Genomic DNA, 15,460 nt, shown 5'->3' on the forward strand with positions numbered 1-15,460 from the left:
CTCAGTCACCGCTCACATACGTGTATTGCCGTTCCCCCATATTACCCCATCCGGTAAACACAAATTCGTTGTGCGGCGTGGTGAGCGGCTCTATCGTCGTTTCCTGGCCGTAGGTGTGTGCGGCATGAATGGCTTCGTACGTTTCGAAGGATAGTGACGTACGCGCATCCAATTGGTCGGTGATCGTGAGTGCGTTGATGGCGTTATGCCAGCCCGGCTGAATGGTCTCTGCGTGCACTTCTGCCTGCGCCCCCGAGCCGTAGGAACAGACAAGCAGCTGTTGCCCGGTCAGGTCGTTCCCCGCTTGCGCGGCCTGTTGTAGCAGGCTAGCGCGGGCAATGTGCACTGAGCCCGTATACCAGTTGCCGGTGCGCCCCGAAAGTGCCAGCGTGGGGGTGATCTTCGCCTCATACCAGGCTGTGTACGGAGCACACTGCTTAAACGCATCCAGATAGGCTTTCATGGCATCGTCGTACGCGTCTGCATCGTCAAAATCATCGGCAGAGGGCGGTTTGCCAATTTCAGCAGCAATGGCGGCTTCTTGCTCTGTACCGGCAATGAGGTGCCGATACATGCGCAGACCGGCCTTGCGTACCATGCCAGGAAACGGAGTGTGAAAAGGCAGTGCAGCGAACTGATCGGGCGCTACGCGTCCGGCGACCGACTCATAGTCGTGCAAGGCCTCCATCACACGATCCAGATACACGCCGATAGAGCGGCGGCCATCCACGCTAGGAAATTGCTGGTTAGGCTTCAGAAAATCAGTTTCGTCTTTGCTCCCAATGCCTTGGTCGGTAGACAAAGCAACAATTGATGGGTTTTCGCTGATGTAAAGCGCCACGGCTCCTGCCCCTTGCGTAGCTTCGCCAGGGTCGTCGCGTTCGTACAGTGCTGTATCGGTAAGGACTACCAGAGCCCCGCGTCCTCGGTGGCGGCCTGCGCGAATCCAGTTGCAGGCGTCGTCGACGGCTTGGGTGCCCGAGAGACAGGCAAACTTGCGCTCGCCCTTGTTGGTGTGGGTGAAGGTTTCGTCGAACACCTGTTCCAGGCATCCTGCGATATAGGTGGCAACAGGTTTTGAACGGTCAAAAGACGACTCGGTAGCTACATCAAGCCGGCCAATATCACTTGGGGTAAGCCCTTCACGATCCATCAACTGCTTGCAGGCGTTGGCCCCCATCGTCACGATGTCTTCGTACACATCTGGGAGAGACGAAGCCGTGAGTCCAAGCCCTTTGGTGTACTTAGCGGGCGCTTCGCCTTTTTCAGAAGCAAACGTTGTGGGCAAGTCGAGTTTGAGTTTGCCCGTCCAAATGCTCATAGCGTCAATACCAACAGCAGCCATACGTTGAAAGCGAGTCTGCAAAAAGGAACAGAGATGGTGCGTGGACAATTCTGCACAGCGGGCGAATCCACGTAGTATGGTCGAACCGCCGTTTGTGCGATCCATTGGGTTAGGATGCACAGCGGGGGAATATTCGCAGCGCTATGCGAGGTGCACCGATGCGTGCAAGATTGGGTTCCAGCAGAAGTTAGCGTGGGTTTCGTACCGAGAGGCTCGTTACCAATGTGTTGCGCCTCCTGCTCTTTTTGCGCTTCATAACCAAAAATATATTTGTATGCGTCGTACCTGGATTGTGTGTAGCTTTTTAGCTGGGATGCTGTTTGCCCTTGGCTGTGCCGAGGAGTCGCCCCCGCCCCCCGCCGAGTCGCAGGAATCGATAGCTGAATCCTTTACGCCTGAGACAGCAGCCGATTCGCTTGCGCTGCGCGTATACGAGGCGCATGGAGGCGATGCCTGGGAGCAAGCGCCCTATCTTCGGTTTGATTTTGGGGTTGCACAGGGCGAGGCTGTAGACGTAGTGGCGCGCCATCTGTGGGATCGGGAGAACGGACAGTATCGGGTTGAGTGGGACAACAACGGAACTCGATGGGTTGCTATTCTCGATCTGCATAGTGCGGAAGATCCTCCTGATGGACGGGTGTTTGAAGACGGAGAGCCGGTTGTTGGCGAGGCCGCCCAGGAGCCCCTTGGGCAGGCGTACCAGCGCTACATCAACGACACGTACTGGTTGCTTGCGCCGTTGAAGGTGCTCGATGATGGGGTGCGCCGTTCGATTGATGCGGAGGCTTCGACCGAAGAACAGGCTGTGCTACATCTTTCGTTTGGGGAGGTTGGGCTTACGCCTGGCGATGAATACTGGCTGTACATTGATCGAGACACCCATCGTATCACAGAATGGGCCTTTCATCTCCAAAACATGGAGGAAGACGACGAGCCGCGTGCGTTTGCATGGACCGACGCGGCGACGTTTGAGCGTCCCGAAGGTACGATCTATCTACATGCGCGCAAGCAAAGCCAGTCCCAACAGATGGCGATTGTAATGCCCACGCTTGATGTGCCTGACACCGTCGATCCGGCGCTTTTTGAAGACGGCACGCCCGGTTTGTTGGAATAACGCCTTCGTTTGCTCCAAGCAGTAGGGCCCTCTGGGTGCATGGATTACAGGTGGCAAATTGCGCGGCGTTATCTGTTTAGCCAGAAACGCATTTCGCTAATCTCGTTGATCACGGGCCTCTCTACGGTGGGGGTAGCACTGGGCGTTGCGGCGCTAATCGTGGTCCTCTCGGTCATGAACGGGTTCTTCGACTTTGTGCGGGGGCTTATGGTCTCGCTCGATCCGCATGTGCGCATTGAGAGTGTAGAACCCGAGGGGCTTGCCCAGGCCGATTCGCTGGAGCGCCTTGCGCTTACGCTTGACGACGTCGCTTCGGCCTCTGCCTTTGTGGAAGGGCGCGCTGTGCTTCTTGAACGGGGTGGGTCCGGCTCCAACACGGTGGTAACGGTGCGGGGCGTGGTGCCGGATGCCAACGCTGATGTAGAGGCAGCAGTGTACCAGGGGGGCTTCGACTTAGAGCGTAGCGATGGAACTGCAGGCATTGTGCTGAACAGGCAGCTGGGCCAAGAGCGCGGACTGCTACCCACCGATACCGATACCCCCCGCGTCGCGCTCATTTCGGCGGCCGGCATAGAGCGCAGCCTCACGCAGGTTTTCAGCGTTCCTCGACTCCACTGGTTTGATGTGCGTGGGCTCTTTGACATGCAGGCTGGCACCGACGAAGCCCGTGTATACATTTCGGTGGATGCTGCCCAACGGCTGTTTCAGATGAACGAGCGCGTGTCTGGTATCGACATCCGGCTGCACGATATTGACCGCGCCGATGCGATAAAAGCCGAATTGGAGCGTCATCTCGATGCCGAGGCATTTACGGTGCGTACCTGGTATGACCTGCAGCGCGCTCTTTACGACGTAATGCAGCTCGAAAAGTGGGGCGCATGGGCTATTCTGTTTCTCATTGTTATGGTGGCCGCTTTCAACATTGTTGGCTCGCTTACGATGGTTGTCATCGAAAAACGACGCGATGTAGGGGTGTTGCGTGCCATGGGGGTATCAAAACGCAACATTCGGCGCATCTTTTTGGCGGAAGGAGCGTTGATCGGTCTTGTTGGTACAGGTACAGGTACAGCACTTGGACTTGGGCTTGCTCTGCTGCAAGATCGGTTTGCGCTTGTACCGCTCAGTCAGGCCGATTCGTTTTTGATTGATGCGTATCCGGTGCATATACTGTGGACCGATGTCGGCTTGGTGGTTGGTGCTTCGTTTGCGCTCTGTGTGGCCGCGTCGGTATACCCGGCATGGCGCGCTGCATCGGTGCCGCCGGCCCAAGCCATTCAGGGCGAGGCATAACGACAAAAATAGAATCGCAACGATTCCGTGTTATCTTAACAAACAAATGTAGGCGCAGGCGTCTACAAAAAGACTGTCGATGCATAGTGCGCGCGCCTAGCCGTATACAGCATAGACCGCCCCGCCGGTACCTCTTTTGAGTATAACGATGCCCCCAAGATCATGGCACGTAAAGACGATTTGACAGGCAAGGGCCCGGTTACGGGTAACACCGTGTCGCGCTCCAACAACAAAAAGAAGCGTCGTTTTCAGCGCAACCTGCAGAAGAAACGGTTTTACATTCCCCACGAAGATCGGTGGATTACGTTGAAAGTGTCTGCAAAAACACTGAAAACGATCAACAAGAAAGGCATTCAAGCCGTGCTAAAAGAGGCGCGCCGACAAGGGGTGAACGTGTAAGGCGTTTTGCGTGGAGCTCTTTGTAGCTTCAACATGCAACGACTGCACGAGCCTCCCTCCACGTTCATTGAAGCGAGATTGACCGATGGCAAAAGGAAATCGCGTCCAAGTTATTCTTGAGTGCACTGAAGCTCCGGGTACGTCGCGGTACCACACGACCAAAAACCGGCGCAATACCAGCGACCGGCTAGAGCTCAAGAAGTACAACCCGGTTTTGCGTAAGCATACCATTCACCGAGAGAAGAAGTAATCATGGCCAAGAAAGGAAAAGGCGCTGCGGCGAAAAAAATGGCGCGCATTGTATTTGCAAAGAAAAAAGACAATGGGCACTATAGCTTCCGCCAAAAAATGGTGCCGCTCGATACCGTAAAAGAAGAACTCAAGCAAGCACGCAAGAACTAAGCGTGCCTGTATACCTACGGGGCGTGGCGCAGTCCGGTTAGCGCACCTGCTTTGGGAGCAGGGGGTCGCCGGTTCAAATCCGGCCGCCCCGACCATAACGGTACGAGCCATCTATGCTTGCATAAAACGTGGCGTCAGAAACGGCGGCACGTTTCGTGCATCTATGTGCGTGTGCCCACTCCATGCGCCCGTAGCTCAGTTGGATAGAGCAGCGGACTTCTAATCCGCAGGCCGCAGGTTCGAATCCTGCCGGGCGTGCGTTTTCATTGAAGCACCGGCAGAACGCTTCCAAGCGGAACTCGAAACTTCGTTCTGTAATACGTACCTATTGAAGTACGCATCATTTGCACTGGGTGACGTGGCCGAGTGGTTAGGCAGAGGCCTGCAAAGCCTTGTACGGCGGTTCGAATCCGCCCGTCACCTCTTTTGAATACCATTCTGCATGTCAGATATGCGCCGTTGTCTTTGAAAGGCAGCGGCGCTTTTGTTGTGTACATCGGTGTTTTGCACATCGGGGGCAACAGAAAAGCTCTTCTTCCCAAAGATGCATTTACACGATTCTTGCATCTCAAGAACCGGTACTGCCATCTATGCGAATCTGGACCGTGTAGTGGGTCGTTTATAGATCGTATCTGCTCTCTGTTTTTTTGCGCACCGCATGTCTAATTCTCCATCTGATTCGGCTCCGACGCTTACTCCGGGCACACTGTGGACCACGCTGCTGCGCATCGCCCGGCTGGCCTATCCCTACCGATGGCGACTCATTGCGGCTATTTTGGCAACCTCTCTGGGGGCACTCATTGCGCTGGTTGTGCCGCTAGGCCTTCGCGAACTGCTAAACGCAGTCTTCGAAACGGCCGACCGCTCCATGCTGAATCAGCTTACACTGGGCCTGTTGGTGCTTTTCGTGCTACAGGCGCTGTTCAGCTTCCTCGGAACGTACGGGTTAGAGTGGACCGGAGAGCGGGTCGTGGCCGATCTGCGTAAGAAACTCTATGCGCATCTGCATAAGCAAGACCTCGGCTTTTTTGCCAACCGGCGCACCGGCGACCTCACCTCACGCCTCACCAACGACGTAAGCTCGGTGCGCGACGCTGTTACACAAGCGCTGTCCGAGTCATTTACGCAGGTGCTGTCACTCGTCGGGTCGGTAGCGCTCATGATTGTGCTCAACTGGCGCCTCAGCCTCATCATTTTCGTCGTTGTGCCCGTGGTTACGGCGGCTGCCATCGTATTTGGTCGGTGGATTCGTCGGCTGGCACGCACCATCCAGGACGATCTAGCCGATACGACAGCCATTGCCGAAGAGGCTATTGCTGGGATGCGTACGGTGAAGAGCTTTGCTCGCAGCACGTACGAGACTGAGCGGTACCACACCGCGGTAGAACGCCTCTTTTCCACCGCCCATCGCAAAGTGTGGGCCTCGGCGCTCTTTTCGTCGAGTGTCGGATTTATGTTTTTCGGAGCCCTTGTCGCCATCTTTTGGTACGGCGGTACCGAAGTGCTGGCCGGACGCCTCACAACGGGCGATCTGGTGGCGTTCATTTTCTACGCTTTCAACATTGCGCGCAGCGTCGGCGGCCTCTCGCGGCTCTACAGCACGCTCAACAGCGCAGCGGGCGCTTCCGAACGTATTTTCCAACTGCTTAGCGAACCTGCCACCGATGCCGATGACCCCACGCTACCCGCCTTGCCACCTATCGAAGGGCGCGTTGTCTTCGAGCAAGTCACCTTTGCCTACGAGCCCGGTATTCCCGTGCTGCACGACCTTACATTCACCGTGCCTGCGGGGCAAACCGTAGCCCTCGTCGGGCCCAGTGGTGCGGGTAAAACCACGCTCTTGAGCCTCATTCCTCGCTTCTACGATCCGCAGTCAGGATCCATTCGGGTGGATGCCACCGATATTCGCTCCGTCACATGCAGCAGTCTGCGTCAGCAGTTGGCGTTGGTCTCGCAAGATGTGCATCTGTTCAACGCCACGATTGGCGATAACATTCGCTATGGCGCCCTCAACGCGACCGATGCCGAGGTCGAGCAGGCCGCCCGCGCTGCCAATGCCCACGGGTTCATCACAGCGCTAGAGGATGCGTACGATGCGGCGGTTGGGGAACGGGGCGTTAAACTCAGTGGCGGACAACGACAGCGCATTGCCATTGCGCGCGCCCTGCTTCGCGATGCCCGCATCTTATTGCTTGACGAGGCCACATCGGCCCTTGATGCGGAGTCGGAGGCGGAAGTGCAGGAGGCGTTAGAGCGGCTTATGGAGGGACGCACCACGTTCATCATTGCCCACCGGCTGGCTACGGTGCAAGACGCCGATCGCATTTTGGTGATGGATGAAGGGCGCATTGTGCAGGAGGGCACCCACGCCGAACTGCGCAAGCAGCCGGGACTCTATCAACGTCTGGCCGACTTGCAGTTTCACGACCACCCGTCTGCCTCGCACCCTGCTACATAAGGGCTCTACCGATGCGGCGATGTGGTAGGTGTGTCTACCTACTCCACGCGGGCTTCTGTGATGCGATAGTAGAGCCCCATTTCGTCGTCTTCAAGCACTTGCAGGGTGCCACGCACCGCAACAGGATCGTAGGTGAACTCCGCATCCTCGGCGGCTTCCACTTCAATCATGGATTCGGGGCCTTCATTTTGGCAGAAGAAACAGCCATCGGAAGGATTGCGGGTCAGCAAAAACGAGCGTTGGCCGCCCCCGACCTCAATAGGCATCATAAAGCCTGTGATTTCTACCGTGGTGCCATCGAGAGCGAGAATATCATCCGAGAAATCGAGAATCCACTGTCGATCGATCTGCTCATAATCCACCTCGGCAAGCGTATCCCACGAAACCGATTCCTGGGCAGTTGCCGGTTGGGTGATGAGCAACAGCGCGGCCATCAGGCTGAGTGCAGCAACAATGTGCGAATGCGTGAATCGGGTCATAGCAACAAGGGATCGATTTTACAAAAGAGAGCGCTACGTTCGGGCCAGTGTAGTGGCAATATCGGTTTGATATGCACGGTAGGCCGGAATGAGTGCGGTGATGAGGCCAATCCCCAACGCCAGTGCAATAAGACGCCACTCATCGGCAACCCACATCCATCCGGTTATGCCCACCTGGCGTGCCTGGTCGATGTTGGTCGCCAACACCTCGGTAGCTACGTGTCCTAAAAAGAGACCGGCTAGGAGTCCGGCTCCGGCAAACAGCAATCCTTCAAGCAAGGCAAATCGCACGAGGGTACCACGTGATGCGCCCAGCGTACGCATCACTGCTAAGTCATACCGGCGATCTTGCATAGCGTTGTACAGCGCAATAAAGATGCTAAGAGCGGCTACAATGATTAGCAAGATGCCAAATGCCTGCAGCATATCAAGGCCAATTCCCAGTAGATTGGTAAGGCGGGCTGTTTCCGATGCAGGGGAGGCGGCCATCATCTCCGTTTCGCTATTCACGAAGCGCGGAAATGTGGCGGCTGCCATGGGCGAACTGTATTGAATGAGCATCGCCGTGTACTCATCATCGAGATCAAACACATCTTCGTCATCGCCCGGGGGGCCGGTCGGGCCGTTTGGAGGGCCGTTTGGCGAGGGAGAAGCATCTGTTTCTGCATGCTCGTGGTTTGTATTATCATGCGCATGTTCGTCGTGCTCATCATACGCATGCTCATTGTGTTCGTGGCCATCGTGCTCATCATCGTGTTCATCGTCGTGATGATGATCATCGTGCACGGCCCACACGGTTTCCACACTGGTGAGGACCAGCCGATCCATAACGGTACCGGTAGGAGCCATTACGCCCGACACGATTAGCGGCGCTTCGTCATGAGCATGACCTACCGCATCTCCAATTCCGTGCGAGCTGACGATGGTATCGCCCACGGCAATCTGCGTGTTTTCAGCCACGCGGTGGCCTACGGTTACGTCGTAGGTTGCGTCCCACCACGAGCCCGATGCCAGTTCGGTCTCATACAATTCGGGATAACTCCGCTCTGTGCCCACAATACTGTATCCCTGGTAGCTATCGCCCAGCGCCAACGGGATGGCCTGGGCAACGGCCCGGTGATTGCGAAGCGACTCAGCCGCCGAGGCAGAAATGTTGCCCGTAGGTGCATCCAGATGATACACAGACGAGAGCACCAACTGAAGAGGACTGCCTGGCGCTCCCACTACTGCATTGACGCCTTGTGCATCCTGCTCCATGTTAGATTGCACTTGGTCGCCAAACAAGAGCAGCACGACAATGGAGGCAATGCCTAGCGCCAATAGAAGCACATTCAGCGCGGTAGAGAGCGGTCGCCGTCGCCAGTACGACAGGCTAAGCGTAAACGCATTCATAGACTACAACAGTTACGCAGGGGTGGGGGAAGCATCGAGCGTGTACGTGTTCGCAATGCGATCTTTGACGCGCTGGTCGTGCGTGGCAATAAGTAGCGTTGCGTTGTGTGCTGTGGCCTGGTCGATGAGCACATCGAGCACCTGAGCGCTGCGAACGTCGTCTAGGCTGGCAGTGGGTTCATCAACCAAGAGCACCTGGGGATCATTCATCACAGCACGGGCCAGCGCAACCCGTTGCTGTTGCCCCATGCTCAGTTCGTTCGGATACGAGGTCGCATAGGCTTCCATGTCTATCATAGACAGAACGGCACGTGCCCGGTTTCTGTCTAGAGAGAGGCTCGCCATCTGAGGCGCCAAGAGCAAGTTTTGCTCTACAGTGAGTGTATCCAGCAAGTGCATCTGCTGAAATACGATACCAATGTGCTGCCCTCGAAACTGATCGAGAGCAGCTCCTTGCAAGGCGCCCAACTCCTGGTCCGCAACGATGACGTCCCCTTCAGTTGGGGTCAAAACCCCTGCTACGATGTGCAGCAACGTAGACTTACCGCTGCCCGACAGTCCCAACACCAACTGGTGCCCCCCTTGCTCAACGGTTAGGTCAGGCAGTGAAACCACCGAATCGTTTGTATAGCGATGGCGCACGTTGCGCAACGTAATCATGAGGGCCCGACAACTAGGAGGGTCTGCATGGAATGTGTACGGGTGTGTATATCTTTGGGAAAGGCGGTGTTCCTTTCGTTCATGTGCGGATACGTAACTTACAGTGAAATTGAATATCTTTGTATATTTCTAATTTTATACAATAATAGATTATTTATGTTTATACATTGCAAAAATTATAATAAGTGATCTTGTGTTCTATTTTTGTGTTCGCATGTGCTTTTACGGCCCTTTCACTATTCAGGAGAACAGGAGCTGGAACTGCATCTTCAACCGTGTGTGGCTTTTTGAGCTGTCTTGAGCCCCCATTGTTCATTAAACGCTTCGTTCCCGCTGTATGGCTACCGCCTCTAATAACGAGAAGCTAGAAAAGACTCTGGGACTGCAAGATGTCTTTGCAATCAGTGCAGGGGCAATGATTAGTTCTGGCTTTTTTCTACTGCCTGGTATCGCAGCTGCAGAAGCAGGGCCGTCGGTCGTATTGGCCTACTTTTTGGCGTCGTTACTTGTGCTGCCGGCTTTGTTGAGCCAGGCCGAATTATCTACGGCTATGCCTAAAGCAGGAGGCACCTACTATATCTTAGACCGGAGTATGGGGCCGGTCGTGGGCACAATTGGAGGGATGGGCACGTGGCTTGCGCTCACCCTCAAGAGCTCATTTGCGCTCATTGGCATGGGGGCGTACCTTACGCTTTTTATTGACTTACCTATGGTGCCCACCGCTGTAGGATTGGTCGTGTTGTTTACACTTCTAAATATATTCGGAGCAAAAGAAACCAGCTCACTTCAGGTTTTTCTTGTTGCTGTACTTTTAATTGTTCTTTCGGGGTTTACCCTGTTCGGTGTGTTAGATGTACATCAGATGGGCTTTGCAGAGACCACGGGCGAAAAGTTCTCCCCTTTTATGCCGTTCGGGTTTGAGTCGCTGCTGGGCACGATCGGGTTGGTGTACGTGTCGTATGCGGGGCTCACCAAGATAGCGAGTGTGTCGGAGGAGGTAAAACGGCCCGAGCGTAACATTCCACTTGGCATGTTGCTGGCGCTTGGGGTTACCACCATCGTGTATGTGGTGGGCGTGTATGTACTGGTTGCTGTGTTAGAGCCGGATACGCTGTATGCTGACCTTACGCCCATTGCAACAGCCGCCAACGAATTCCTTGGGTGGATGCCGGGCGCTACAGGAACTGCGTTGATTGTTGTTGCTGCAGTGGCTGCTTTTGCCTCCACCGGAAACGCGGGTTTGCTCTCGGCCTCTCGCGATTTCTTAGCGATGGCCCGCGACCGGCTCATGCCCGATCGCTTTACGCAAATTGGTTCATTTGGGACCCCTGTACCAGCAATTCTGCTTACCTCGGCCTTCATGATATTCTTCATTGTAGGGTTCGACACCGAGGCCGTTGCAAAGCTGGCCAGTGCGTTTCAACTCATTGTACTCGGGTTTATTAACCTGGCGGTCATCGTAATGCGGGAGAGCAAAATTGAGTCGTACGATCCGGACTTCCAGTCTCCCTTCTACCCGTGGATTCAATTGGTTGGCATTGCAGGGGTGCTCATTATCATTCCAGAGATGGGACTGTTGTCCGTACTCTTTTCAGGAGGGCTCGCTATCATGGGCATCGTCTGGTACATTTACTATGCCAGCGATCGAGTGAACCGGTCGGGCGCCTTTCGTACTATTATGAAGCGGTTAGGGGGGCCTGCAACACAGCTCGATCGCGACCTCCGCGAAATTATGAAAGACAAGGGGCTGCGCTCCGATGACCCGTACAACGAAATTGTGTGGGACGCCCATATTCTGCAACTTGATGATACAGAGACATGGGACGATTTCCTCGACAAGGCATTTGCCGAGATGGATATGCTGCAGGGCGAGGTTACCGAAGCGGAGTTGCGACAGGCCTTTGACGAGCGTGATGAGATCAGCTGGACCCCCGATGACGAAGGGATTTCGCTACCTCACATGCGCTTAGAGTCGGTGTCTGACTTTAAGCTTGTAATGGGGCATGCCCCGCACGGCATCGATGCACCAAATGCAAAAAATCCGGTGTATGCGGTGTTCTTCATGGTTGGTCCAACCGGACGTCCTCGCCAGCACTTGCGCATTATGGCGGCAATGGCCGACAAATCGGAAGAAGATGGCTTTATTGAATCATGGCGTACGGCTAATAACGAGGAAGCCCTTCGTCAATTGCTTTTCCGTAACGAGTTGGTCGTTGAAATCAAGGCGCCGGAAGACACTACGGTTCGAGAGTTTGATCTGCCCGATGGATGCCTCATCTCGTACGTATATCATGATGGCGAGTTAACCACGCCAAGCGGAGACACGGCCCTTCATAAGGGAGATACGCTTGTGATTATCGGATCCCAGGAAGGATTACAGGCTGTGCGTGAGCAGTTTCAAACCCAATAGCAGACCGGGCCTTCACTCGTACACACGCGTCCGAAACGAGCGCTCGTCTGCATCTTTGGCGGATACGACATCGAAGCGTACGCGCCCCAGGGTACGTCCGTTGGCGGTTTCCACATCCACGCGCCACGCGCCGGGCTGCACATTGCTTTTGAAGGTATACCCACGAAAGCCTTCAAGGCGTCCGCCCCGTATGGTGTAGGGCAGCCGGTCGGTGGTGTGCCAGGTGGTGGTGCCGTCGGGGGTGGTATGGCGGCGTTGCCAGTGGTGTACGACATCCGTTTCGAGCGCGGTAGGCGCAAAGATGGCGGTAAAGCAATACACGCGGTCGTCTTCGGCGTACGTGAAGGGGCGGCTGGATTGCCGCCAGAAGCGCGTCCACGGCGGGGCCTCGTACGTGAGCTCGTACCCTGCTTCGGTGCGCTCGACCTGGTGGTACACGTCACCTGCGTTCAGGGAAAGAGGAACGGGCGGAATCCAATTCTGCAGATATGCGACGTTCATGCCAACGAACAGCACGCTGAGCAATACGCCAATACGCGCCACATCGCGAAGTGAGTCGAATACATTCCAGCGTTCCAATGCCAGTGCTAAGCCCCCCACCAGCCCAAGGCTAATCAGTCCGCCTGCCACGAACAGGGCATAGCTCATGGTGCCTGCAAGGATGGGCAGGGTGAATGTAAGAAAGCAAAACACTGCTACAAAGTAGAGGCCCAGCACCATGTATAGGTTGAGTGAGCGCTTCCACAAAAACTCGTTGGCTACCAGCAGCACAATCAGCACTACTAGAAACACAGCCGAAGCAGTTAGGGAGGCGCTGCGGGTGAAGTACACCACATAGGCACTGAACAAGCCGCCCATAAAAAATTGCACACTGGCAGTTGAGAACGGTGCAATCGTCTGCAGCAGTGGACGAGCTGGTAGGGTGTCGACCAGTCGAAGGGCAGCCAGCACGATGGATCCGCCCAGCATCAGCAAGTACGCCAGCAGGATCAGGTTGTCGACCATGTGGTCGATCTGGCGGAGCGTAAGCACATCCCACAAAATGCCCCCGCCGAAAAAGATGGCAGGGGAGATGTGCGCGTATCGTGTGTAAAGACGCCGGAGCCAGCGAAAGTACACCGAGCGCTCAAGCCGGTGCGCCCACCGTGCCCAGCGGTTGGGATCGGTAGGCGCGGAAGAGGAGGCCATAGCAGCAAGGGGAAAGCGTTGCGGGGCGTGTTACGCGGTGTAGTGGCGTAGCACATCTTTGGTTGTGATAATGCCTTGCAGCACGCCATCTTTTTCCACTGGAAGTGCCGAGATGGCATGATCGAGCAGCAGGCGGGCCGCGTCGTTAACGGAGGTATCAGGGGTTACAGTGCGGGGGCTGGTGTTCATGAGTTCGCTTGCCGGACGGCTGAGCGTGCGCACGTCGCGCTGGGTTTCGGCAGAGGTGTTCAGGAACGGGCTGAGCGCTTGGAGCACGTCGCGATTCGACAGAACCCCTTTCAGTATGTCGTTCTCGACCACCACCAGGTGACGAAATCCGTGCTTACGAAGTAAGTTCTGAACCTTGAGCAGCGGCGTATCCGGATGTACGCTCACCACGTTGGCGGTCATGAGGTCGGCTACAGTAGACATATCGGTGTGGAGTCAATGGGTGAATGAGAGAAGCAACAGCACGGGCTGTACGCCTATGCCATTTAGGGGGCGGGGGTTCAACGAAACGTCTGTTACGCAGGAATCCAGAAAGCAATGATGGGGCCTCCGAATCCTACGATGAGCGCGAGCGCAATGATGCCGATGAGCACGCCGGCACGCACAAAGTCGCGGGTATCGCACACGCCGCTCGCGTAGGCAATGGCGTTGGGGGGCGTGCTTACGGGCAAGGCCATCGATACGGAGGCGGCCAAGGCAATGGTAAATCCAACATGAATCGGGTCCAGTCCACTAATCGGGCCCAGAGCCAGCGCTACGCCTACGGGCACGAGTAGGTTGGCGGCGGCGGTATTCGACATAAACGTGCTAATGAGCACTGTAGCCACGCCCAGGGCTAGAATGACAAACAGGCCCCCGGTAGGAATAAACCCGACCAGGACTTCATCCAAGCCGGTGCGCTGCATACCCGTTCCCAATGCGATGCCGCCCGCGATGAGAATGAGGATATTCCATTCCAGGCTATCGAAATCCGACTGTGTGAGTATGCCTGTTGCGGTAAAGGCAACTGCCGGAAACAGCGCTACCACGGCGGTGGGCAGGCCGTGCCAGCGGTCGGTACACCACAGCACGATGGTGATGACCATGATTACGAGTACAAAGAGGCCGCGTGCATCTAAACGGCTTTGTACGGTGTCGATGGAAACGCCAGGATCCTCGGGGGGATACATCCAGCGGAGTAAGACCCAACTCAAAAGCAGTAAGCCTGTGGCCAGGGGAACGGCGACCAGCATCCATTCCAGGAAGGAGATGGGATAGCCGGCGCTATTGAGAAACCCCACGGCTACGGCGTTTGGAGGCGAAGAGATGGGGGTGCCCATGCCTCCGATGTTGGCTGCAAACGGAACCGATAGCACCAGCCCAACGCGCAACGGATCGGTGTCGGTAAGGTCGGCCATCATGGGCATGACAAGCGTGATCATCATGGCGGTGGCCGCGGTGTTGCTCATCCACATAGAGAAGAGCGCGGTAACCAGCATAAGCCCCAGCATAACACGGTGAGGACGCGTGCCAAAGCTGCTCAAGATGAGCCCGGCCAGCATGCGATCTACGCCTTCCTTTACGGCGGCACGCGCCATAAGGAAGCCCCCCAAAAACAACACGATAATGGGATCGGCTAGTGGAGCCAGAAAGGTTTCGTAGGGTGGAGAGGGCGCATCTTCAAACCCGAGCCCTGGCCAGTCGCCTGGGTTTGCCAATACGAGCACTTCGAGTCCGATAATGAGCAAGGCAGTGGCAAACAGAGGCAGCGCCTCGGTCATCCACAACAGGCCGGCCGTCACGAAAATGCCAGCCATGAGCGCCGCTTCACGGGTCAGCACATCAAGGCTGAGCCATACGGTAAGAACCCCCGCCAGTATAGCCAGCAGTGTAATGACCACGTTGCGCGACTGCAGTGGTTGCCGGACGTAGAGCGCGGTGTGAATCATCCGGCGCCAGGCCACTTCCGCTTGTACCGAGGAACGCCCGGCGAGATGGCGAAGGCCGCGTTCGGTGCGTCCTAGCAGAACACGAATGCGACGGCGCGTGCGTGCGGTTTCTATATCCGGCAACAGCCGCGATATGGTCGATGAACCCTCCTTAGATGAAGAGGCGCCCGGATCCTTAGGGGTGTCGGACGCAGCATCGGAGTCAGAAGCGTCGGGAGCAGTCATAAGAAACTGTTCAGTAGAGAGAGCCTGAGGATGGATGTTTTCAAGAGCACATGCGCTCAGGTTCTAAGTGTACCCCCTGAATAGTAGGAGCTGAGCAACGGTGCCGAATGATAAACAAATACGTTTGAGCGTCCTTCTCTCCGATCTTTCGTGAAGCCTCC

At 56.0% G+C, this 15,460-nt stretch carries 14 protein-coding genes and 3 tRNA genes; 10 read left to right on the plus strand and 7 right to left on the minus strand.

Going from position 1 to position 15,460, the window contains the following annotated elements:
- Position 1 precedes the first annotated feature (1 nt).
- Positions 2 to 1,345 (minus strand): hydroxymethylglutaryl-CoA synthase, encoded by a 1,344-nt coding sequence (locus ACZ5AL_RS14130; protein WP_464511191.1) that lies wholly within the window; start codon positions 1,343 to 1,345, stop codon positions 2 to 4.
- 274 nt (positions 1,346 to 1,619) lie between these two features.
- On the opposite strand from ACZ5AL_RS14130, the gene ACZ5AL_RS14135 reads away from it, so the two are divergent.
- The 9 genes from ACZ5AL_RS14135 (at position 1,620) to ACZ5AL_RS14175 (ending at position 7,008) form a co-directional block, all read left to right on the plus strand.
- Positions 1,620 to 2,459, plus strand: a complete 840-nt coding sequence (locus ACZ5AL_RS14135) for a hypothetical protein (protein ID WP_464511192.1) — start codon at positions 1,620 to 1,622, stop codon at positions 2,457 to 2,459.
- A gap of 39 nt (positions 2,460 to 2,498) precedes the next feature.
- Positions 2,499 to 3,749 (plus strand): FtsX-like permease family protein, encoded by a 1,251-nt coding sequence (locus ACZ5AL_RS14140; protein ID WP_464511194.1) that lies wholly within the window; start codon positions 2,499 to 2,501, stop codon positions 3,747 to 3,749.
- A gap of 162 nt (positions 3,750 to 3,911) precedes the next feature.
- Positions 3,912 to 4,148 (plus strand): 50S ribosomal protein L28, encoded by a 237-nt coding sequence (rpmB, locus tag ACZ5AL_RS14145; protein WP_464511195.1) that lies wholly within the window; start codon positions 3,912 to 3,914, stop codon positions 4,146 to 4,148.
- A gap of 85 nt (positions 4,149 to 4,233) precedes the next feature.
- Positions 4,234 to 4,398 (plus strand): 50S ribosomal protein L33, encoded by a 165-nt coding sequence (rpmG, locus tag ACZ5AL_RS14150; protein ID WP_464511196.1) that lies wholly within the window; start codon positions 4,234 to 4,236, stop codon positions 4,396 to 4,398.
- 2 nt (positions 4,399 to 4,400) lie between these two features.
- Positions 4,401 to 4,550 carry a hypothetical protein gene (locus ACZ5AL_RS14155; RefSeq protein ID WP_464511197.1) on the plus strand — a complete coding sequence of 50 codons (150 nt, stop codon included), beginning with the start codon at positions 4,401 to 4,403 and terminating at the stop codon, positions 4,548 to 4,550.
- A gap of 17 nt (positions 4,551 to 4,567) precedes the next feature.
- Positions 4,568 to 4,645: transfer RNA gene (locus tag ACZ5AL_RS14160), tRNA-Pro, on the plus strand.
- Positions 4,646 to 4,734: 89 nt separating this feature from the next.
- Positions 4,735 to 4,808: transfer RNA gene (locus ACZ5AL_RS14165), tRNA-Arg, on the plus strand.
- A 94-nt stretch (positions 4,809 to 4,902) separates the two neighbouring features.
- Positions 4,903 to 4,973: transfer RNA gene (locus ACZ5AL_RS14170), tRNA-Cys, on the plus strand.
- A gap of 235 nt (positions 4,974 to 5,208) precedes the next feature.
- Positions 5,209 to 7,008, plus strand: a complete 1,800-nt coding sequence (locus ACZ5AL_RS14175) for an ABC transporter ATP-binding protein (RefSeq protein WP_464511199.1) — start codon at positions 5,209 to 5,211, stop codon at positions 7,006 to 7,008.
- A 38-nt stretch (positions 7,009 to 7,046) separates the two neighbouring features.
- On the opposite strand, the gene ACZ5AL_RS14180 is transcribed toward ACZ5AL_RS14175, so the two are convergent.
- Genes ACZ5AL_RS14180 through ACZ5AL_RS14190 form a run of 3 tightly spaced genes read right to left on the minus strand, consistent with a single transcriptional unit; the run spans position 7,047 to position 9,539 of the window.
- Complete coding sequence (locus ACZ5AL_RS14180) at positions 7,047 to 7,487, minus strand: hypothetical protein (RefSeq protein ID WP_464511200.1); 441 nt, start codon at positions 7,485 to 7,487, stop codon at positions 7,047 to 7,049.
- 33 nt (positions 7,488 to 7,520) lie between these two features.
- Positions 7,521 to 8,879 (minus strand): ABC transporter permease, encoded by a 1,359-nt coding sequence (locus tag ACZ5AL_RS14185; RefSeq protein ID WP_464511201.1) that lies wholly within the window; start codon positions 8,877 to 8,879, stop codon positions 7,521 to 7,523.
- 12 nt (positions 8,880 to 8,891) lie between these two features.
- Positions 8,892 to 9,539 (minus strand): ABC transporter ATP-binding protein, encoded by a 648-nt coding sequence (locus ACZ5AL_RS14190; protein ID WP_464511202.1) that lies wholly within the window; start codon positions 9,537 to 9,539, stop codon positions 8,892 to 8,894.
- A 337-nt stretch (positions 9,540 to 9,876) separates the two neighbouring features.
- Here ACZ5AL_RS14190 and ACZ5AL_RS14195 point away from each other — a divergent pair, with 337 nt between their 5' ends.
- On the plus strand, positions 9,877 to 11,949 hold the full coding sequence (locus ACZ5AL_RS14195) for an amino acid permease (RefSeq protein ID WP_464511203.1): 2,073 nt from the start codon (positions 9,877 to 9,879) through the stop codon (positions 11,947 to 11,949).
- Positions 11,950 to 11,961: 12 nt separating this feature from the next.
- Here the strand turns inward: ACZ5AL_RS14195 and ACZ5AL_RS14200 are convergent, their stop codons facing one another.
- From ACZ5AL_RS14200 to ACZ5AL_RS14210, 3 genes are all read right to left on the minus strand, one after another.
- Positions 11,962 to 13,137, minus strand: coding sequence for a DUF2914 domain-containing protein (locus ACZ5AL_RS14200; protein WP_464511205.1), 1,176 nt, complete (start codon positions 13,135 to 13,137; stop codon positions 11,962 to 11,964).
- A gap of 30 nt (positions 13,138 to 13,167) precedes the next feature.
- The gene (locus ACZ5AL_RS14205) at positions 13,168 to 13,569 is read right to left on the minus strand and encodes a CBS domain-containing protein (RefSeq protein WP_464511206.1); all 402 of its coding nucleotides are present in this window, start codon (positions 13,567 to 13,569) and stop codon (positions 13,168 to 13,170) included.
- Positions 13,570 to 13,661: 92 nt separating this feature from the next.
- Entirely contained in the window at positions 13,662 to 15,299 is a 1,638-nt protein-coding gene (locus ACZ5AL_RS14210; protein WP_464511207.1) for an SLC13 family permease, read from the minus strand.
- Positions 15,300 to 15,460 lie beyond the last annotated feature (161 nt).

This window comes from Natronotalea proteinilytica (assembly GCF_055379935.1).

Coding starts and splice junctions, on each gene's coding strand:
- ACZ5AL_RS14130 (WP_464511191.1), bottom strand. CDS start 1,345: ATGGCTGCTGTTGGTATTGACGCTATGAGCATTTGGACGGGCAAACTC.
- ACZ5AL_RS14135 (WP_464511192.1), top strand. CDS start 1,620: ATGCGTCGTACCTGGATTGTGTGTAGCTTTTTAGCTGGGATGCTGTTT.
- ACZ5AL_RS14140 (WP_464511194.1), top strand. CDS start 2,499: ATGGATTACAGGTGGCAAATTGCGCGGCGTTATCTGTTTAGCCAGAAA.
- rpmB (WP_464511195.1), top strand. CDS start 3,912: ATGGCACGTAAAGACGATTTGACAGGCAAGGGCCCGGTTACGGGTAAC.
- rpmG (WP_464511196.1), top strand. CDS start 4,234: ATGGCAAAAGGAAATCGCGTCCAAGTTATTCTTGAGTGCACTGAAGCT.
- ACZ5AL_RS14155 (WP_464511197.1), top strand. CDS start 4,401: ATGGCCAAGAAAGGAAAAGGCGCTGCGGCGAAAAAAATGGCGCGCATT.
- ACZ5AL_RS14175 (WP_464511199.1), top strand. CDS start 5,209: ATGTCTAATTCTCCATCTGATTCGGCTCCGACGCTTACTCCGGGCACA.
- ACZ5AL_RS14180 (WP_464511200.1), bottom strand. CDS start 7,487: ATGACCCGATTCACGCATTCGCACATTGTTGCTGCACTCAGCCTGATG.
- ACZ5AL_RS14185 (WP_464511201.1), bottom strand. CDS start 8,879: ATGAATGCGTTTACGCTTAGCCTGTCGTACTGGCGACGGCGACCGCTC.
- ACZ5AL_RS14190 (WP_464511202.1), bottom strand. CDS start 9,539: ATGATTACGTTGCGCAACGTGCGCCATCGCTATACAAACGATTCGGTG.
- ACZ5AL_RS14195 (WP_464511203.1), top strand. CDS start 9,877: ATGGCTACCGCCTCTAATAACGAGAAGCTAGAAAAGACTCTGGGACTG.
- ACZ5AL_RS14200 (WP_464511205.1), bottom strand. CDS start 13,137: ATGGCCTCCTCTTCCGCGCCTACCGATCCCAACCGCTGGGCACGGTGG.
- ACZ5AL_RS14205 (WP_464511206.1), bottom strand. CDS start 13,569: ATGTCTACTGTAGCCGACCTCATGACCGCCAACGTGGTGAGCGTACAT.
- ACZ5AL_RS14210 (WP_464511207.1), bottom strand. CDS start 15,299: ATGACTGCTCCCGACGCTTCTGACTCCGATGCTGCGTCCGACACCCCT.